General features: G+C 70.0%; 13 protein-coding genes and 1 tRNA gene. 9 read left to right on the top strand and 5 right to left on the bottom strand.

The annotated features are described in order from the left end of the window. Positions 1-32: 32 nt before the first annotated feature. The gene (locus AC1DIW_RS12345) at positions 33-1,034 is read right to left on the bottom strand and encodes a helix-turn-helix transcriptional regulator (protein WP_478108480.1); all 1,002 of its coding nucleotides are present in this window, start codon (positions 1,032-1,034) and stop codon (positions 33-35) included. 62 nt (positions 1,035-1,096) lie between these two features. On the opposite strand from AC1DIW_RS12345, the gene AC1DIW_RS12350 reads away from it, so the two are divergent. Next, positions 1,097-1,672, top strand: a complete 576-nt coding sequence (locus AC1DIW_RS12350; protein ID WP_478108482.1) for a DinB family protein — start codon at positions 1,097-1,099, stop codon at positions 1,670-1,672. 15 nt (positions 1,673-1,687) lie between these two features. Next, positions 1,688-2,296, top strand: coding sequence for a DinB family protein (locus AC1DIW_RS12355; RefSeq protein ID WP_478108483.1), 609 nt, complete (start codon positions 1,688-1,690; stop codon positions 2,294-2,296). Between the two features lie 314 nt (positions 2,297-2,610). On the opposite strand, the gene AC1DIW_RS12360 is transcribed toward AC1DIW_RS12355, so the two are convergent. After that, entirely contained in the window at positions 2,611-3,366 is a 756-nt protein-coding gene (locus AC1DIW_RS12360; RefSeq protein ID WP_478108484.1) for a dienelactone hydrolase family protein, read from the bottom strand. A gap of 58 nt (positions 3,367-3,424) precedes the next feature. Here AC1DIW_RS12360 and AC1DIW_RS12365 point away from each other — a divergent pair, with 58 nt between their 5' ends. The 4 genes from AC1DIW_RS12365 (at position 3,425) to AC1DIW_RS12380 (ending at position 11,552) form a co-directional block, all read left to right on the top strand. Then, on the top strand, positions 3,425-4,276 hold the full coding sequence (locus AC1DIW_RS12365) for a CPBP family intramembrane glutamic endopeptidase (RefSeq protein ID WP_478108486.1): 852 nt from the start codon (positions 3,425-3,427) through the stop codon (positions 4,274-4,276). Between the two features lie 64 nt (positions 4,277-4,340). Further along, positions 4,341-5,936: a dolichyl-phosphate-mannose--protein mannosyltransferase gene (locus AC1DIW_RS12370; RefSeq protein WP_478108487.1), complete on the top strand. Its 1,596-nt coding sequence runs from the start codon at positions 4,341-4,343 to the stop codon at positions 5,934-5,936. A 78-nt stretch (positions 5,937-6,014) separates the two neighbouring features. Further along, positions 6,015-11,378, top strand: a complete 5,364-nt coding sequence (locus AC1DIW_RS12375) for a PKD domain-containing protein (protein WP_478108488.1) — start codon at positions 6,015-6,017, stop codon at positions 11,376-11,378. Between the two features lie 98 nt (positions 11,379-11,476). Further along, positions 11,477-11,552 (top strand) — tRNA-Ala (locus AC1DIW_RS12380). A gap of 58 nt (positions 11,553-11,610) precedes the next feature. Here AC1DIW_RS12380 and AC1DIW_RS12385 read toward each other — a convergent pair. After that, positions 11,611-12,291 (bottom strand): tyrosine-type recombinase/integrase, encoded by a 681-nt coding sequence (locus AC1DIW_RS12385; RefSeq protein ID WP_478108490.1) that lies wholly within the window; start codon positions 12,289-12,291, stop codon positions 11,611-11,613. Positions 12,292-12,878: 587 nt separating this feature from the next. On the opposite strand from AC1DIW_RS12385, the gene AC1DIW_RS12390 reads away from it, so the two are divergent. Then, positions 12,879-13,346 carry a hypothetical protein gene (locus AC1DIW_RS12390; RefSeq protein WP_478108491.1) on the top strand — a complete coding sequence of 156 codons (468 nt, stop codon included), beginning with the start codon at positions 12,879-12,881 and terminating at the stop codon, positions 13,344-13,346. 201 nt (positions 13,347-13,547) lie between these two features. Here AC1DIW_RS12390 and AC1DIW_RS12395 read toward each other — a convergent pair whose 3' ends face one another. Beyond that, positions 13,548-14,609: a methanogen output domain 1-containing protein gene (locus AC1DIW_RS12395; protein ID WP_478108492.1), complete on the bottom strand. Its 1,062-nt coding sequence runs from the start codon at positions 14,607-14,609 to the stop codon at positions 13,548-13,550. Between the two features lie 1,088 nt (positions 14,610-15,697). Here AC1DIW_RS12395 and AC1DIW_RS12400 point away from each other — a divergent pair. Continuing rightward, positions 15,698-18,391, top strand: a complete 2,694-nt coding sequence (locus tag AC1DIW_RS12400; RefSeq protein WP_478108855.1) for an FG-GAP-like repeat-containing protein — start codon at positions 15,698-15,700, stop codon at positions 18,389-18,391. Between the two features lie 316 nt (positions 18,392-18,707). Here the strand turns inward: AC1DIW_RS12400 and AC1DIW_RS12405 are convergent, their stop codons facing one another. Continuing rightward, positions 18,708-19,214: a CPCC family cysteine-rich protein gene (locus AC1DIW_RS12405; protein WP_478108494.1), complete on the bottom strand. Its 507-nt coding sequence runs from the start codon at positions 19,212-19,214 to the stop codon at positions 18,708-18,710. An 80-nt stretch (positions 19,215-19,294) separates the two neighbouring features. Between AC1DIW_RS12405 and AC1DIW_RS12410 the strand changes: the two genes are divergently transcribed. Further along, on the top strand, positions 19,295-19,555 hold the full coding sequence (locus AC1DIW_RS12410) for a hypothetical protein (protein ID WP_478108495.1): 261 nt from the start codon (positions 19,295-19,297) through the stop codon (positions 19,553-19,555). Positions 19,556-20,025 lie beyond the last annotated feature (470 nt).

Genomic DNA, 20,025 nt, shown 5'->3' on the forward strand with positions numbered 1-20,025 from the left:
TGCCGTCCCGCGGCTCGGGTGCGACCGCTCGCTCACTCGTGGGCCGTGTCACCGGCGTCGCGCGCACCTGCCCCGCCGGCGGCTCGGAGCATCCGGGCCGCCTGCTCGCGCATGACGTCGCGCAGCTCCAGTGGGTCCAGGACGGTCAGCTCCCACGGCATGGCGCCGAGGTGCATCGCCATGGCGCCGAGGTCGTTGCCGCCCGCCTCGAAGAGGCAACGGTCAGGACCTTCGGCCGTCACCGTGCCGACCGACGCGGGAACGTGCTGGTCCACCAACGACTTCGGCGCCTCGATGCGAACCCGCGCAACGTGGTCGTAGGCCCCACCGGAGATGGAGCGCTGCACGTGCTCGGCGGCGTCGGGGGCCTCACGAGGGCTGAAGCGCCAGCCGCGTGACTCCGCGTCGGTCATGCGGTCGAGCCGGAAGATGCGCCAGTCGTCACGGTCGAGGTCGTAGGCCAACAGGTACCACCGGCGTCCCGTGGCGACGAGGCGGTAGGGCTCGACGCGGCGTTCGCCCGAACCGCGCGGGCCGGCATACGCGAAGGTGACGCGCTCGGTCTCCCGGCAGGCACGGGCCAGCAGGAGCAGGGTCGCGGCGTCGACCCGCTCGACGCCGCTGTCGAGCGTCACGGTGGCTTCGTGGATGGCCTCGACCTGCGCGCGCAGCCGACCGGGCAGCACCTGGTCGAGCTTGGCCAACGTGCGCACCGCGGCCTCCCCCAGGCCCTCGACGGTGCCCCCGGCCGCGAGCCGGAGACACACGGCCACGGCGACCGCCTCGGAGTCGTCGAGCAGCAGCGGCGGCAGGCGGCGCCCGGCCCCGAGCTGGTAGCCGCCGCCCGCGCCGTGGGCGGCGTTGACGGGGTAGCCGAGGTCGCGGAGCCGTTCGACGTCGCGGCGCACGCTGCGGGTCGTGACGCCCATGCGGTCGGCGAGCTCGGTGCCACTCCAGACCGGACGGCTCTGCAGCAGGTCGAGCAGGCGCAACACCCTGGCCGCGGTGCCGGTGCCGTCGGACGAGGAGGACATGTCCTCGAGTCTGGCAGCCTCAGCGGACAGGAACTGTCCTATATGACGAGCATTCTCGATCCATGACCACGACACAGACCCCCATCGACTGGACCTCCGTCCTGCTCGACCAGGCCGCCCGACACTGGACCAACCAGCTGCGCCCCCGCTTCGAGGGACTCACCGACGAGGAGTACCTCTGGGAGCCCACCCCCGGAGCCTGGAACGTCCACCCTCGCGGGCAGGGCACGACCGGCATCCAGGGTGGCAGCGGCGAGCTGACGATCGACTTCGCCTACCCCGAGCCGGTCCCGGCGCCGATGACCACCATCGCGTGGCGGCTGGCCCACATCGTCGTCGGTGTGCTCGGCGCCCGGGTGCACAGCCACTTCGGCGGACCGGAGGTCGACTACCTCTCCTTCGACTACGCCGGCACGGCCCACGAGGCGCTCACCCAGGTCGACGAGGCGTTCGCCGCGTGGACCGCCGGCGTGCGCGGGTGGGACGAGGCTGCCCTCGCGGAGCCCTGCGGCCCGAGCGAGGGTCCGTGGGCGGAGCACCCGCGCGTCGAGCTCGTGCTCCACATCAACCGCGAGCTGATCCACCACGGGGCCGAGATCGCCCTGCTCCGTGACCTCTACGCCCACCGCAACGACTGAAAGCAGGAACGAACCATGGCAGCCCACGTCCCACCCGTCGCCGACGAGCGAGAGAGCCTCATCGCCTACCTCGACCAGCAGCGCGAGGCGTTCGTCATCGTCGCCCACGGCCTGACGGAGGAGCAGATCCGCCTCGCCCCGACCGCTGGCACGCTCAGCATCGGCGGCCTCATCAAGCACGTCACGACGTGCGAGCGCGGGTGGACCGAGAGAATGGCCGCCGCACCCGAGGCGCCGCGGCCACCCGACCAGTCCGTCGAGCAGCAGGCCACCGCCTGGGGCGACGACTTCCGCGTCACGGCCGACGACACGATCGAGTCGCTCGTGGCCGCGCTCGCGGCGCAGGGGGACGTGACGCGGGAGGTCCTGCGCCACGCCGACCTCGGGGCCGCGGTGCCCGTGCCGCGCGACGCCCCGTGGTTCCCGAAGGACGTCGACGCGTGGTCGGTGCGCTGGGTCGCGATGCACCTCGTCGAGGAGCTCGCCCGGCACGCCGGGCACGCCGACATCGTCCGTGAGTCGATCGACGGGGCGACGATGTACGAGCTCGTCGCGGCGCGCGCGGGCTGGCCCGAGACGCCGTGGCTCAAGCCGTGGCGCCCGGCAGCCGACGCCCCGGCCTGACCCGACAGTCGCCCGAGCACAAGGGCAGCACAAAGGCAGCACAAAGGCGAAGGGCCCTTGGGAGTATGAGTCTCAAGGGCCCTTCTGGTTTGACCGGTCGATGGTGACACTCCCGATCGACGTCTCGTCTCCTCCGGTCCCGGCCGCCTCGTCACCCGGCTGCCGCGGTGGGCTGCCCCACCGTGTGGACCCTCGTCTCCGAGTCGTCCCGCTCTCCCCGAAAGGAGGGCGTGAGGAAGTTCTACCCCTCGCCGCGCAGGCTTCGCAGGCTTTTCGAGAAACTGGCCGTCGATCCACGGATCACCGGGGTCTCGTCATTGTTTCCGAGGCGGCTCGGGCGGCTGGAGCAGACGCTCCCGCAGGAAGCCGACGACCGCATCGACGGCCTCGGGGTGGCGGTGGTCCGTCAGCGTCGCGTGCCCGGAGCCCGCGAGCTCCACCCGGATGAAGCCGTCCCCGAGCACCTGCTCGAGCGTGTCGAAGCGGGTGCCGGTGACCCAGTCGTGCCGGTACCGCACCCCCAGCAGCGGACAGCCCTGCGCGACCCGCTCGGCGACGGCGGCCAGGTCCTCGGGGGTGAGGTTGACGTCCGCCGCCCGCCTGGCGCCCAGCGGCAAGGGGGTCGCCGGCTGCGCGACGACCGGCGCCACGACGGCCGGCTCGACCATCATCGCCAGGGCGAACCCACCGGTGACACACATGCCGACCACCCCGACGCCGGGGCCGCCGTCCGTCGCGTGCACCGTGCGGGCCAGGCTCCGCAGCCACCCAGCGAGCGGCGCGGTGTGCCCGGCCGCGAAGATCGTGAACTCCCGCGTGAGGCACAGCCGGGGCACCACGCGCGCGGCCTCCCACGTCCGGGGTGGCGCGTGCGAGCTGCCGAAGAGGTGCGGCAGCACGACGGCGAAGCCGGCCCGGACGAGGTCGTCACCGAAGTCGATGACCTCGGGGGTGAGGCCCGGGCTCTCGTGGATGACGATGACGGCCGGGCCGTTGCCGCGACGGTAGGTCGGGTAGGCGCGGCCGTCGGCCTCGTGCCGCCCCGCCTCCCACTCCGCCAGCAGCGACATGACAGCGACAGTACGCCGACGCCCGGCCCCGCGTCCCCCGCGAAGTTACGCTGACGGCATGTCGACCCCAGCGATCGCGGCAGAGCGCAAACGGTTCGGCGGACTGCTCGCCCCCTCGGAGCGCGACCCCGCCCCCGTCACGGAACCGGCCGTGCAGCGCGGGCTCCGTCGCGAGACGGTCCTCGTCCTCGGCGTCAGCCTCGGGTCGTCCGCCGTCTACGCCGTGCTCAGCATCATCGAGAAGCTGACCCGCCCGGTCCCGCTGTCGCAGCAGACGACGGCGATGAACCAGTCGGCGACCCCGGGTCGGCCCTGGCTCGACCTCGCCTACCAGCTCGCCGGCATCGTCCTGCCCCTCGTCGCAGTGGCGCTCGCGCTCTATCTGCTCAACCACATCCACCGGCCCGCGGTCGACGTCCGGGCCGGCCACTTCGTCGGACTCGACCGTCGGGAGCCGGCCCGCGACCTGCTCCGCGGACTCGGCCTCGCCGCCGTCATCGGCATCCCCGGGCTCGGCTTCTACTTCCTCGCCAAGGCGATCGGCATCAACACCCAGGTGTCGGCGGCCAACCTCGAGGCCGTGTGGTGGTCGGCGCCCGTGCTCGTCCTCGCCGCCATCGAGAACGCGCTGCTCGAAGAGGTCATCATGGTCGGCTACCTCTTCACCCGCTGGCGCCAGACCGGATGGTCGTGGCCGCTCGTCATCGGCCTGTCGGCGGTCATCCGCGGCAGCTACCACCTCTACCAGGGGTTCGGCGGCTTCGCCGGCAACATCGTCATGGGCCTCGTCCTCGGGCTCGTCTTCGTGCGGACCCGCCGCGTCATGCCGCTCGTCGTGTGCCACTCGATCCTCGACATCGTCGCGTTCGTCGGCTACTCCGTCCTGCGGGCCCGCGGCGTCTCGCTCTGACCGTCCCGCACGCACGACCGGAGCCTGCGCGACCCACCCAGCGACACTGCATACGATGGCGCCCATGAACTCGGCCAGGCAGGTGCGCGCTCGCCTGCTCGGAGACCCGGCCGACGACTTCCGCCTGACCCGGCGCACGGCCGGGCGCATCGCCTGGCTCGGCTGGGGCGGCCCGCTCTTCTTCATGCTCGTCGGCGGCTTCATGCGCTTCTGGCACGTCGGCGCCCCGCACCAGCTGGTCTTCGACGAGACGTACTACGTCAAGCAGGGCTGGTCGATGGTCCTCTACTGGTTCGAGATGAAGAACGACGAGGTGCTGCAGCAGGCCAACCAGGTCGACCAGCACTTCACCGCCAACGACCCGATGATCTACGGCACCGAGGGCGACTTCGTGGTCCACCCGCCCGTCGGCAAGTGGCTCATCGGGTGGGGCGAGGCGCCCTTCGGCATCCTCAACTCCTTCGGCTGGCGCTTCGCCGTCGCCCTCGCCGGGACCATCTCGATCCTCATGCTCGGTCGGATCGCCCGCCGGCTCTTCCGCTCCGACCTGCTCGGCACCGTCGCGGCCGCGCTGCTCGCCTTCGAAGGACACCACTTCGTCCACTCCCGCACCGGCCTGCTCGACATCTTCGTGATGTTCTTCGGTCTCGCGGCGTTCGGGGCGCTGCTCATCGACCGCGACAAGGCCCGGGAGGTGCTGGCCCGCCGCGTCGGCGACCGAACGCGCTCCGCCATGTCGTGGATGGGGCCGTGGCTCGGCTGGCGGCCCTGGCGGTGGGTCGCCGGCATCATGCTCGGCCTCTGCGCCGGCGTGAAGTGGTCGGGCCTCTACTTCCTCGTCTTCTTCGGGCTGCTCACCGTCCTGTGGGACCTCGGTGCGCGCCGGGCCGCCGGAGTGCGCGGCTGGTCGGTCGGCGGAGTCGTCAAGGACGGGCCGTATGCGTTCGGGCAGGTCGCCGTCACCGCCGTCGTCACGTACGTCGCGAGCTGGACCGGCTGGATCCTCACGAAGGGCGGATCGTTCCGCACCTGGGCGCAGAACAACCCCGACACGGACTACGGCTGGCTTCCCGACTGGTGGCGCTCGCTGTGGGCCTACCACCAGCAGATGTACGCCTCGACCCAGGCGATCACGAGCTCGCACCCGTACCAGACGAACCCGTGGTCCTGGCTGATCCAAGGACGGCCGACGTCGTTCTTCTACGAGGGGCCGAAGAAGGGCGCCGACGGGTGCCTCGTCGACCAGTGCAGCAAGGCGATCACCTCGATCGGCACCGTGTCGATCTGGTGGGGCGGGACGCTCGCCATCTTCGTGCTGCTCTTCATGTGGGCGCTGCGTCGGGACTGGCGCGCCGGCGCGATCCTCTGTGCCCTGTTCGCCGGCTACCTGCCGTGGTTCTTCCTCGGCAACCGGACGATCTACTCGTTCTACGAGGTCGCCTTCGTGCCGTACGTCGTGCTCGCGTGCGTGTACGTGCTCGGGCTGGTCATCGGCGGCCGCGACGCGTCGTCGACCCGGCGCCGGATCGGCCTGGGTGTCATGGGTGCCTTCGTCCTGCTGACGATGGGGCTGTTCGCGTTCTTCCACCCGATCTACGTCGCCGACGTCATCCCGCTGCAGGAGTGGCAGCGCCGGATGTGGTTCCCCAGCTGGGTCTGAGGACTACAGCCATTGACGTAGGACACCTTCCGCCGGCAGCAGGTCGACCGGTTCGGTGGCCGTCCCTAGCGTCAGCGCATGATCATGGGGTCGCCGACGTCAAATGCCCGTGGACTGCACCGATACCCTCGGTGGCTGGCCCGACTGCTACCGGCCGTCGTGGCCGCGGCGGCTCTGCTCGTGGGGGCTCCGGCTTCCCCTGGCTGGACCGCCGGCGCGGCTGACGAGGTGCACTACACCTTCACCGGATCGACGTCGGTCGCGATCGACTGGCGTGGCACCCCCAACGACGTGCGGTGGGGCACGAGCACGGCATACGGCCAGACGGCGACCGGGTCTGCCCCCGGGTGGACGCCGTGGTCGTCGCCCGGACCCTTCTGGCAGCTCGAGCTGGGCGGCCTGGTGCCGGGCACGACGTACCACTACTCGATCGGGGGCGGACCGGACTACACGTTCCACGCACCTCCCACGTCGAGCTTCCGCTTCGACGCGATCGGCGACGTGGGCGACACCGTGAACTTCTCCAAGCTCGGCGCGACGTTCGACAACATCAGCGCCGACGACCCGTCGTTCGTCCTCATGGTCGGCGACCTGACCTACGCCAACGGCACGACGATCGCGGCGGTCGACCAGCACTTCAACGACGTCATGGGGTGGAGCACCCGGGCCGCGTACATCCCCGCGTGGGGCAACCACGAGTACGACGTCGCGGGCTCGGACGACCTGCGCAACTACAAGGGCCGGCTGCTCATGCCGCACGCCGCGGCCTCCCCCGGCTCGCCGGCGATCTCGTCCGGCGGCAACGACTGGGGCTGGTTCGACGCCGGCTCGGTGCGGTTCATCGCCTACCCCGAGCCGTGGACGGGCGCCTGGACCGACTGGCAGTCCAAGGCGGGTCCGCTGATGCGGCAGGCGCAGGACGACCCGAACATCAAGTACATCGTCACGTACGGCCACCGGCCGGCATACTCGACCGGCTACCACCCCGGCGAGGCCCAGATCGCCTCGATCCTCGACGGGTTCGGGCAGAGCTACAGCAAGTACGTCCTCAACATCAACGGCCACTCGCACGACTACGAGCGGTTCCAGCCGATCCAGGGCGTCACTCACGTCACCGTCGGCGCCCCGTCGTCGCTCGAGACGCCGTGGACCAGCACCGACCCGCGCACCGCGTTCCGTACCTTCCACCTGTCGCACATGCGCGTCGACGTCGGCCCGACCGGCCTCAAGCTGCAGGCGATCTGCGACTCGTCGACCACCAAGGAGGACATGACGTGCTCGGCGGGCAGCGTCATCGACGAGTACGTCATCGGCACGCCGCCGGTGCTGCCGGTCGCCACCTCCTTCTACGTGGACAAGACGAGCCCGGTCTGCAGCGACTCGGGCAGCGGCACGTCGAGCGCGCCGTTCTGCACCGTCACCAAGGGCGTGAGCCGCCTGCAGGCAGGCAACGTCCTCTACATCGGCGACGGTACCTACGCCGAGTCGATCAAGCCGTCCGCGTCCGGCACGGCGAGCGCCCCGATCACCATCACGAGCTGGCCCGGCCGCAACCCCGTCATCGGCACGGGCGTGACCAACGGTGCCTACATCTCGGCAAAGAGCTACATCACCCTGTCCAACCTCACCTTCACCGGGACGATCGGCGACGGCATCTACGTGACGAAGAGCGACCACGTCACGGTGCGCGGCAACACGGTGACCAACGCCGGCCGGCAGGCTCAGGGAGCCACCGCCCCCGGCATCAGCATCCGCGCGACGAACAGCTCGCTCGTCGCCGACAACAACACCAACCACAACAGCGACACCGGCATCTACGTCACGAACACCTCCACCGGCGACACCGTGACGGACAACGAGTCGAGCTTCAACGCCCAGGGCTGGCAGCGCAACGCCAACGGCATCAACGTCACGAGCCCGGGCAACGTCGTCACCGGCAACGTGACCCACGACAACGAGGACTCCGGCATCCAGCTCTACACGGGCGGCAACAACAACCTCGTCACCCTCAACGTCACGTACAACAACGGCGACCACGGCATCGACAACCTCAACGTGACCGGCGGGACGATCGTCGGCAACACGGTGTTCCGCAACTGCACGAGCGGCATCAACCTCGAGGGCGCGACGTCGGGCAGCTACCGGATCGCCAACAACGTCGCGGTCGACAACGCCGTCTACCCCGCCTACGCCGGGATCGCGTGCGCCCGCCGCGCCGGCAACATCGGCGTCTGGGACGGCGCCCAGAACAGCACGCTGGTCGACCACAACCTCGTCTACCTCAGCAAGACCGGCGTCATGTATGCGTGGGGCACGACGTTCACCAGCCTCACCGCGATGCGCACGGCCTCCGGGCAGGAGGCCGCGGGCGTCCAGGCCGACCCGAAGTTCTCGGACACCGGCACGTGGGACCTCTCGCTGCGCGAGGGCTCCCCAGCCATCGACCGCGGTGACAGCGGGGTGCCCGGTGCGCAGCCCACCGACATCCTGGGCTACCCGCGCGTGCGCGACCCGAACGTCGCCAACACGTTCGCGGCTGGTCCCCGCCTCTACGACGACCTCGGCGCCTACGAGTACCAGCCCGACGTGCAGCCGCCCGCGGTGCAGCCGCCGGTCGCGGGCCTGACGCTGACGCCGACCACGGGAACGGCCCCGCTGGCCGTGAGCGCCGACGCGTCCACGTCGACCGACCCACAGGGCCAGGCCCTCAGCTACTCGTTCGACTTCGGTGACGGCACGACCCTGACCGGGCAGCCGGCCGCCGTCGCGAGCCACACCTACCAGTCCTCCGGCACGTACACGGTCACCGTGACTGCCCGGAACACCTCCGGCCTCACTGGTACAGCGAGTGGTTCGGTGGTCGTCTCGCCGCCCCCACCGCCGGTCCAGCCGCCCTCGGCGACCCTCGTCATGACGCCCGCCAACGGCACCGCCCCGTTGTCGGTCACGGCCGACGCGTCGGCCTCGACCGACCCGCAGGGCCAGGCCCTGACGTACGCGTTCGACTTCGGTGACAAGACGACGCTCCCGGCCCAGTCGTCGCCCACCGCCACGCACGTCTACACCGGCGTCGGCACGTTCACGGCGACAGTGACGGTGACCAACGCCAGCGGCCTGAGCACCGCGACGACCGCCACGGTGGTCACGACGGCCCCGGCCGTCCAGCCGCCCGCCGCCTCGTTGACGGTGACGCCGGCCAGCGGGGCCGCACCGCTCGCACTGACCGCCGACGCATCCGCGTCGATCGACCCACAGGGCCAGGCACTGACGTACGCGTTCGACTTCGGTGACGGCACCACGGTGTCCTCGTCGGCGACCGCGACCGCCGACCACACCTACACGGCCGCCGGCAGCTACACCGTCACGGTCACCGTCACCAACGCGTCCGGCCTCAGCGACACCACCGCCCGGACCGTGTCCGTCACGCCGCCGCCACCGCCGGCGCAGCCGCCCGTCGCCTCGCTCGGCGTGACCCCGCCGAGCGGGACGGCACCCGTGAACGTGATGGCCGATGCGTCCGCATCGACCGACCCCCAGGGGCAGGCCCTCTCGTATGCGTTCGACTTCGGTGACGGCGCCACGGCCAGCTCATCGACGACCGCGACCTCGGCCCACACCTACACGGCCGCCGGCAAGTTCACGCTCACGGTGACGGTCACCAACACGTCCGGGCTCACCGCGACCGACCAGAAGGTCGTCACGGTCTCGGCGCCTCCCCCGCCGGACCTGCCGCCGGCGGCCTCGCTGACGGTCACGCCGTCCACCGGCACGTCACCGTTGCAGGTGTCCGCCGACGCCTCGGCATCGACCGACCCGCAGGGACAAACCCTCTCGTATGCATTCGACTTCGGTGACGGTGCCACCGTGCCCGCCTCCGGGACGACGACCGCGAGCCACACCTACGCCACCGCTGGCAGCTACACCGTCACGGTGACGGTGGCGAACGCGTCAGGGCTGACTGCGACCGACCAGAAGACCGTCACGGTCTCGGCGCCTCCCCCGCCGACCCAGCCGCCGACGGCATCGCTGACGGTGACCCCGTCCAGCGGCACCGCGCCGGTGACGGTCACGGCCGACGCGTCGGCGTCGAGCGACCCACAGGGACAGGCACTCTCGTACGCCTTCGACTTCGGTGACGGCACCACGGTCCCGGCGTCGGCGACCGCGAGGGTCACCCACACCTACTCGGCTGCGGGGAGATACACCGTCGCGGTGACGGTGACCAACGCGTCGAGCCTGTCCGCCACGGCCACCGGCCCCGTCACCGTGACGGCGCCGATCCAGCCGCCGACGGCGTCACTGACGGTGACCCCGTCCAGCGGCACCGCGCCGGTGACGGTCACAGCCGACGGGTCGGCCTCGACCGACCCGCAAGGCCAGGCGCTGACCTACGGCTTCGCCTGGGGCGACGGCACGACGACGGCCGCCTCGGCGACCGCGACGGCCACCCACGCCTACACGACGATCGGCACGCGGACGGTGACGCTCACGGTCACCAACACGTCTGGCAAGACCGCCACGGCCACGAGAACGGTGACGGTGGCGGCGGTCGCGCCGCCAACGGCCTCGTTGACGGTGACCCCGTCCAGCGGCACCGCGCCGGTGACGGTCACGGCCGACGCGTCGGCCTCGACCGACCCGCAGGGCCAGGCCCTGACCTACGGCTTCGCCTGGGGCGACGGGACCACGACGGCCGCCTCGGCGAGCGCGACCGCCACGCACACGTACACGACGACGGGGACCAGGACGGTGACGCTCACGGTCACCAACACCTCCGGCAAGACCGCCGCGACCACGAAATCGGTGACCGTGACGGCACCCCTGCCCGGCTACGTCGGGACCGTCGGCACCGCCTCGTCCACCGTGACGAGCTCCAGTGGCGTCATCACCCTCGGCCCGACGACGACCGTCCAGCAGAACCACCTGGTCGTCGTCACCCTCGAGATGCTGGCGAAGTCGGGGACCGGAAATGTCTCCGCCACCGACACCGCTGGAAACACCTACAGCGTGGCGCGGTCCGTGACCGTCAGCGGCGCCCGACTCGTCGTCCTCACCGGGCTCACGACCAAGCCGCTGCCGGCGGGCGCGAAGATCACGGCGACGTTCCCGGGCGCGACCACCTACCGGATGGTGGCCGATGACCTGCTCGGCGTCACCAAAGTCGACCAGGTCGCGTCCACGACGGGGACGAGCCAGCTGTTCTCGTCCGGGTCGACCCCGCTGACGAAGTCGGCCCGCGAGGTCGTGTACGGCGTGGTGTCCTCGTTCACCTCGTCGAGCAACCCGACGTGGACGTCCGGCTGGACGGCGCTGACCCCACAGGCCACGGCGAACACCAACCTGGGCCGGGCCTACCAGCTGCCGCCGGCGGTCGGCACCTTCCAGGCCAACGGCACCACGGCGGGCACGTGGGCGGCCCTCGTGCTCACCTTCCAGCCGTAGCCCGGGCGCCGCGCCGGAGCCCTCCGACGCGGCGCCCGCCGGCGGCCGGTCAATTGGGTGCGGCAGTCGCCGTGGTGTTATCGTTCCTTCCGCACCAAGGGGCTGTGGCGCAGTTGGTAGCGCGTCTCGTTCGCAATGAGAAGGTCAGGGGTTCGAATCCCCTCAGCTCCACCAGACGGAAACCCCGTCCCACCTGCGGAAACCTGCAGGAGGGGGCGGGGTTCTGACTTTGTCATCCGCCCGTATCCCGACGATGTGTCCCCCCGGTGTCCCCCGGGGTCACATTGAGCCTCGCCAGCCCGACCAGATCGACCCCGGTTCCGAGGAAGTGCAGGTAGCGGTTCGTCGTGCCGATGGACTCGTGACCCATCCACGCCTGGACCGTTCCGGGGTCGACCCCACGGGCCAGCCACAGGCACGCGGCGGTGTGGCGCAGGTCGTGGATCCGGCGCCCGCGGCCCGTGGTAGGCCACTGCAGGGTGCGGAGCACGGCCGAGCGGTGCAGCTGCGACCCGCGTTCGGTCGTGAGCAGCAGGTCTCCGGGAGACTTGCCGACGCTCATATCGAGCACGAGGGGAAGCACCCGGTTGGCGAGCGGAACGCGGCGCGAGGACCGGCCCTTGGTGGACTTGACCGCGCCACCCTCCGGCTGGGACCGACGGACCAGCAGCCCCGGCGTCGGGACCTCGACGACGTCGGCCACCCGCAGCGACCGGGCCTCTGCCCACCGCACGCCTGTCCAGGCGAGGACGAGAAGGATGTCGGCGAGCCGGGGCGCCGCCCTCAACTCACCGGCGGGTCCACGGACCCCAGCATGCCGCGGAAACGGCAGAATCAAAGTAGCCGATCGTTCATCAGGAGACGCCATGCCGGGAGAAGGACAGCCGAGCTCGGCCCGTCGCCGTTGGGCCATCGCGTGGAGCGTGCGTGTTGCGTTCGTGGTCGTCGTCGCCGCCGCGGCCTGGGTCGCAAACCGGGTCTTCGACTCCGGCTGGGTTGCTCTAGCCGTGGGCTGCCTTGTCCTCACGACGCCCCTGGACTCTCTACCTGCTCATCACGCATCGCCAGCCCCAGGGCGGGCAGGCAAAGCTGGCGGCCGCGACGACTCCGCGCGAGACGTCTGACGATTCGGACGTCGCGACGGCCCGGCGGGAGGCCTACCGAAAGGTCCGACAGGATCTCTTCCCACTGGCCAGCCGCCCGGAGCTGCTCTCGAAGCCCTTGGCCGGCGCCCGGGAGGCTTGGGAGCGAAGCCACCCGACGCCGCCGACCAAAGATGCCCGTGAAGAGGACGGGCCGACTGCTCCTCCTCAGTGAGCGCACCAGGTGCTGAATCGGATCACACGCACATGCCGCCCGGAGGACGGGAGGTCCGACATTGCCGCGATGAGGCTCCTCCGATCACTGCCGGGCGCGACTGCCTAGACTTCCGGGGTTGCCGACGACGCAGAGCCTGGTCGGCGGGGTGCTCCCGCCGGACTGCGAGAGCAGAGAGAAATAGTGGATGAACTTGTAGCTGGTCTGGCCGGTATCGCGCTCACCCTGGCTATCTTCGTCACCTACTACGGGGTTAGAGAGCGCCGTCGTCAACGAGGCGCGGCACCGAGGCAGGAACGCTTCTCCCGTACGGGAGAGGCGCGAATCCCTGTCGAGTACGAGGACCGCCCGGACGGGAATCTGCCGACGGAGCCCACGTCGTTGAACGGATCATTCACCTTGGCCATCAAGGACCGCGGAATCACTGCGGATCCAAGGCCGCCGGCACTCTTCGGCGACCCAAGTACCTTCTGGCGTTGCCTGCTGGCAGACCTTCACGACGGAACTCTTCCCCTCGTCGAGATCCAGGGGGATGCCTACCTCCTTGCCAGGTTGAGCTTCCCGCCAAGCGGCCGAGTCCTTCTTCGGCTGCTTTCCGCGGGCCTCCAGATCCTTCGCCAAGTCGAGACGGTGGAAGGCACGCGGACCTGACCGGCCCGCATCAGAGACTCCCGCAAGGGCGGGACGTGATCGCTTGGAGGACGTCCGGAAATGCCGCTCGTCGGACAACGTCCGCCAATGCCGCAGACGGATCACTGGAACTCTGCCAGCCGGTCCTCCACGCCCAGAACCCGCTGCACCCAGGGGTGTGAAAGCAGAAGACACTCTCGTGATGAAAGTCGCCGACTGCGGTCACTCGTGGCCGGACGAGCCCGGGGGAAGGTAGTGGTGGGCGAACGGCTCGACCTCAGCCGGAGCTGGACCGAGGTAGACCACGACGCGGCACCCCGGGTCACCCACGGCGATCCGTTCCTCCAGCAGCACCGAGGCTCCGTCCTGGGTGTTACGTGCGGCGATGCCGCCGAAGACGCTCGACGTCATCCGGCACAGTGCAGGCGCACGGCGAACAGGGTCGCCGAAGGGACACCGCGTGTTCTCCAGGACGATCCGCTCGGCGCTCGCCTCGACGACCCGGAAGTCGCCCTCGATCGCCTGCTTCAGCCGCACGTAGCAGCGGCCCATCTGCTCCGGTGTCAACCGGCCCGTGATCTCCTCGGCGAGCCGGAACTCCGCCTCCATCTGGCCACCCACGTCGGTGCCGACCTGGGCGACCGCAATCTCGGCGGCGTCCGGCCCGTGCTGCTCCTCGACGGCACGCGACATCTGCACGACCAGAGCCCGTAGGAACGACTCTCTTCCGAAACCGCCCTCCGGTCGCGTCTCCTGGAGGGTCGGCAGCACGCCGCTGTGGTGTCGTGGCGGGTCGACGCTCGCCGTCCGCCGGCGCGGCACCGGCAGCCGAAAGGTGACCACGACGCCGGCGTGCTTCCTGAGCGAGACCTCCACATCCGGTGCCAGCGCCTGCATGATGAGCAACCCCCGACCCGACTCGGCCTCGAGCTGGGCGCTGGCCAAGAGCCCGTTCGCCTCCCCCGGCACCTCGCCAGCGGGCCCCGGCGCGGCGGTGAGGGCGGGCGCGGGGACCGAACCGTGCCCCATCCGGTCGAGGCTTGCCACGTCGAAGCCGGGCCCGATGTCGAAGACCTGCAGCACTGGGAGCTGTGACGTCCACGTCAACGAGACCCACACGGGTCCACCCGTGTGCCGGACAGCGTTGCCAACGGCCTCGGAGGCGACCAACCTGGCATCAGCGATGGCGGCGTCGCTTCCCGGGGCTGCATGTCGCGTCAGGTGACGGACGAGTTCACGTCTGAAGTCGCCGACCTGGTCGGCGTCCCCGAGGAACCAGTCCATGGGCAGAGTGTCCCCAGTGATCGTTCCCGTCGCAAGGTTTGCGTCGTTCTGTCTAACCCTGCGGCGCCTGAATGAAGGACTTGTCACCGCTCATCAACCGGTGCCAGCGTCGAATCTTCGGCTCTGCGAGGCTCCATGGCCAGTTCAACCACCGGCGGGCTAACACAACCCAGTAGGCACCCGAGACCTGCATCTACTTCACAAGGCGGGATGTCCGCACATGCCGCTCTCAGGCCGCGGGTCGGTCCACCTCGAGGATCGCACCCCCGCCGGCGTGATGGTCGGTAGCCCTACTATCTGGGCATGTCGACGATGCCGGTGGGTGCAACGGGCTGGGTGGACCGCAAACAGGACGGGTCTTTCAATGCCCAGCTACGCGGACCTATGACCCGAAGCGATGCACGGAGGCTGGCGGAATGACTGCTGGAGCAGACACAGCCCGATGAGAACGCCGCTCAGGTGGCCGAGCCTGAAGACTGACTCCGGCATCAGCGCGTAAGAGGCACTGCTACACCGTGGACCCTTCCGCGCTACCTCAGGGCGTGCGCTGCCTTCTACGAAACGTCCGCTTCTGCCACCGACCGGTCGTGCCGATGTGAGGAAGTCTCGGCCCTGCTGTTCAAGCCGCTGGCCACCCCGACGAGAGACCGGCACAGGGGCGGGTGCTTCGCAGCCGAACTCCGAACGTGGCCTTGTGGGTCGTCCACCTGTTTCGAGCCGTGGTTGCGGAGCGAACGATGCTTAATATGCGCAAATGCCCACGTTTCCGGCCCTTTACCACCAAAGGCCCACACCAGGCTCTACGCTGGCGCGGATCGTGCCCGTGGGGCGCGCTGTGTAGGAGCAGGGGTGGCACGGTGCGACGTATTCGCATAGCCGCGGTGGCCGGGATGGTCGTGCTGGGCTGGGTCGCAGCGCTGTTGGTTGCCGCGCCCGTGGCCCTCGCTGCCACGGGAGGCGACATTGCCGTGATCGGTGCACAGGTCACCTCAACGCGGTTCTCGGAGGGCGATTCGTATCCTGCCGGCCCGGTCGCGGGTACCCCGACATCGCGGGTCGACCCTGCCTCCGCAACGGTCACCGTCTTGGTGAAGGACTCCTCGACCGGCGGCTCGGCCACGATGACCATGGCGTGGCCGGCCCGGACCGGCTCCTGGGTCCTCAGTCCGAACGGGTCCGACCCGGAGCAGACCGTCAAGCTGACCCGTGACCGCGGGGACTACAACTGCATTGACGGCACCCTGACGGTCTATATGGCCCAGCCGACCGCGACGGGGGAGGTCGCGGCGCTGTCTGCCGACCTGACGGGGGTCTGCGGCGCCGCTCAGATCCGGATCGGGGACAACGACCCGACTCGCGCTGTGTCGGTTCCGCGCGCCGCCAGCGTCTACGTGGGCGCCCTCAGCGGCACTGTGATCACCCGTGACGTGACCGTGACCAACACCGGGGACAGGCGGTGGAAGGCCGGCACGTCCAAAGTCGCCTCCTACTTCTATCCGTCGCTGTTCAAGGTCGTCCCGGGCGGGGACCACTGCGCGGGTGTCACCTTGGTGACCGGGCAGACGTGCACAGTGACGGTCACGGTGACAGCTGTTAACGCGAGTGATTGGACCTACTCCGACGACCTACTCGTCCCTGGCGACAGCCCTACGACCTTGGTCGTGCCGTTGTCCATCGAGGGCTACAGCCCGGTGGAACCGCCCACCGCGTTCACCGTGGCGCCGGGGCGACTCTCGGCGACGGTGTCGTGGCAGGCGCCGAGCACACTGCCGGGTGTCGGCTACCGCGTCTACGACGTCACCGGCGGCGGCCGCACCTTGGTCGCCACGGCTCCGAAGTCCGCCACTCAGGTCAACGTGCCAGGCGCAGGCCCGCGCCGCCTGGCCCTGGTGGCGGCGAACGGGCGGTTCGCTGAGTCACCCGATGTCCTCCTCGACGTGCCCGCAGTCACCAGCGAGGTCGTGGGCAACGACTGGCACGGCCCCGCCGTCTCCTTCACCCCCGACGCGCCCCCTTCCGCGGGCCGGCCCTTGACGGTCGAACGAGTCGACCTCGACCCGTCCCGGACCCGGTGGCTCAGACCTCGCCCGGTTGGCAGTGGTCAGTCTCTGACGGTGTGCCCGGTTGCGACCGAGCAGTGCACGGCGGTGCCCGGCACCGACAACCTCGCCAACCCGGACGCAGACTTCCCTTACGAGGCGCGGTGGCTGCCCGATGGCAGCATCGCCTTCTTGCGTGGAAACTCCTCCCAGCTGCGAACCCTCTGGGTCGTGCGCCCGGACGGGACCGGCCTGCGCAAGATCGCGGACGTCCCGGACCACCAGGTGCTGGTGCCCGCACCGGACGGCACCCAGGTCGTGCTGCGCAGCGAGTCCGGCATCGACGCCCTGGTGCGGGTCCGCCTCTCCGACGGCAGCATCACCGTGATCTCGGGCACCGACCGGGTCGACGGCTTCACCATCTCCAACCGCGGACAGCTGGTCCTCGTGCGTCGGGACGACAGGTATTCCATGGCCGGCCGTCGCACCACCACGGTCATGAACCTGGACGGCTCGGGGGCACACGTGCTGCCGCTGCCGGTCGGGGACAATCGCGCGGTCACGTTCGACCCCACGGGCACCCAGGTGGCCTTCGCCCGCTACACCAGCGACTTCGAGGCGACGATGTGGGTGGCCGCCGCGGACGGCGCCGGCGCCCGACAGCTCTCCACCCGCATCGCCTACTGGGACAACCCGAAGTGGTCAGTGGAAGACCAGCTCGCGCCCGCGGCCAGCGTCACCGTCCCGGCCTACACCGCCCGGAGCGCCACAGTTTCGATTGGCGCGGCTGACGGTGACGACGCAGCGGGATCGCTGAGCAGGGAGTGCCGCCTCGACGCCGCGACCACCTGGAGCCCCTGCGGGCCCACCCTCACTTTCACCGGGCTCACCGTCGGGACCCACACGGTCAGCGCCCGCGTGACCGACCCCGGCGGCAAGCAGTCGGCCGTGGTCTCGAAGAGCTGGGTAGTCTCGGCGCGTGGTTTCGACGGGGACGGGATCTCCGACATCCTCGCCGTCACCTCGACCGGAAGCCTCCGGCTCTACCCCGGCAACGGGAACGGCTACGTCAACAACTCGTGGCAGATCGGCGCCGGCTGGACCATCTTCAACACCGTGTTCTCCCCCGGCGACTTCACCGGCGACGGGCACGCGGACCTGCTTGCCCGCAAGCCCTCGGGGGCGCTGATGCTCTACCGCGGCAACGGCGCCGGCGGGTTCATCGGTGGCGGCGTGCAGATCGGCACCGGCTGGGGCATGTTCAACACCGTGCTCTCCCCCGGCGACTTCGACGGTGACGGCCACCCGGACCTGCTCGCCCGCACCCCGGACGGCGCGCTGTACCTGTACCGCGGCAACGGTGCCGGCGGGTTCCTCGGCGGCGGCGTGAAGATCGGCACCGGCTGGAACATGTTCAACACCGTGGTCAGCGCCGGCGACTTTGCCGGCGACGGCCACCCGGCCCTGCTCGGCCGCACCCCCGGCGGCGCGCTCTACCTGTACCGCGGCAACGGCGCCGGCGGGTTCAACGGCGGCGGCGTCCAGGTCGGCGCCGGCTGGGGCATCTTCCGGACGATCTTCTGCGCCGGAGACCTCAACCGTGACGGGCACGACGACATCGTGGCAATCAAGTCCGACAGCAGCTTCATGGTGTACGCCGGGAGCGGCACCGGCCGCTTCACGGTCGCCGGTCGCCGGGCTGGCTGGGGCTGGACTTTCCCCACCGTGTTCGGAGTGCGCTGACCCCAGCTCGCGCACCGACGATGGTCCCGCCCGCACCCCGGGTGGGGCCATCGTCACGCCTGCGTGACCGTGGCGCGCCGTGTGCCGCGCGCGGTCCCCGCCCACATGTCCCCGAATGGCGCCTTGCTTTCCGGAGCCTGCTCGACCTCGGGCTACAACTGTCGCCAATCTCGGGCAAAGCGCAGCTCGCACAGGAACGCGGCTACGAAGAGCGTGACCGCACCTCCATGCGACATCCGGTCATGCAGCTCGTCGGGCGACGCCCGACCATTCGCTCTTGGGCGGCCGGTCGTCGCGATCACTGCGCAGCATCCGCCTAGAACCACTGAAATAGGTGGCTCAGTAGCTGGCCGGCTCTCTTGAGCGGCCCCGCATTCGCCTGCCAGATGAGTTCCTCGCGCACGGAGGACTGCGTCACGTATCGGGCGAGGGGGTCTGGACCTTTGCCCTTCACGAGGTCGCCCTGGAAGATCTTGTAGGTGATGTGCCAAGACGCAACCCCTAAGAGTTCGCCGGCCTCATCCCTGGTGATCACATGCTCGACATCGAGGTTGGAAGCCTCGTGCGGTCGCCAGTCCGCGGGCCGTGCTTCCTCAGGCTGGGGCGGACGGACCTTGTTCACGAACGACGGATGCATGGCGCCCGATCGCAGGTACATCTGTTGGGCCTTCACGACGCTGACACCGTTGGCGCCGAGAGCAAATCCAGGCTCGCGAGACTCGCTCGGATCGTCTTCCCAGAAGCAGACCGGGCACAGCTCGTAAATGTCGCGCTCGAGCAGTGTGCGATACCCGCAGCACGGGCATGCGTGTCGATCGGTCACGGGTCTCATTCTGCCGGTCGACAGCGCCGTTGTTCACGCTCATGCCGCGGGGCGGTCGTGCCTGCGGCATCATCGCGGACATGACGCAGCGGATCTCCCTGCCTGACGCCGGCGTGGAACTCGAGCTCCCGGAAACCGAGGACGGCTACATCTCGGCTGTTCTTTGTCGGAAACCCGGCGGCACGGTCTCATGGCAGGCGCGCCCTCCCGAGGGTGAAGGCGACGCTTGGGTCACGGTCGCCCTCGAGGAGGACACAGTGGTTGCCACGTCGTGGTCGTCATGGCGCGTCCGCTACGACGTGATCAGCGGCCTCGAGAGGGGCCGCGACTTCACCAAGTGAACGTCCGGAAATGCCGCTCGTCGGGCGTTCGTCCCGTGTCGCTTAGCGTGGATAAGCCGTGCTTTCAGTTCTTGGCCCAGCCTCTCCCGTGGGCCGCGAGGAGCTGGAGCGGGACTTCGGCGCGGCGCTCGTTCGCCATGCGGTGACACGATCGCCCCTCGGGCGCAGCGAGCGAGAGAACTGCTCGAGCGGGCTGCTAAACGGGTTCAGAGGCCGGCGGGCTCGAGGCATGGGGGCAGGAGGGGTCTCGTGGAAGACCAGAACAACCCGAGCGGACCGGCGCTCGACATGACGACGTGTCCGGAGTGTGGCGCCGTGGCCGAGGTGACGGAGCGGGCCGTGCTCGACAGCACCGAAGGTCCCGTTGAGCACGTCCAGGTCGTGTGCGTTGCCCGTCAGTGGTTCCTCCTACCCGCCGCGTCGCTAGGCAGAGCCAGGCCGGCCGGCCGGGCCGGGTGCCGCCCGGATCT

It is taken from the genome of Terrabacter sp. 01T434, assembly GCF_056398545.1.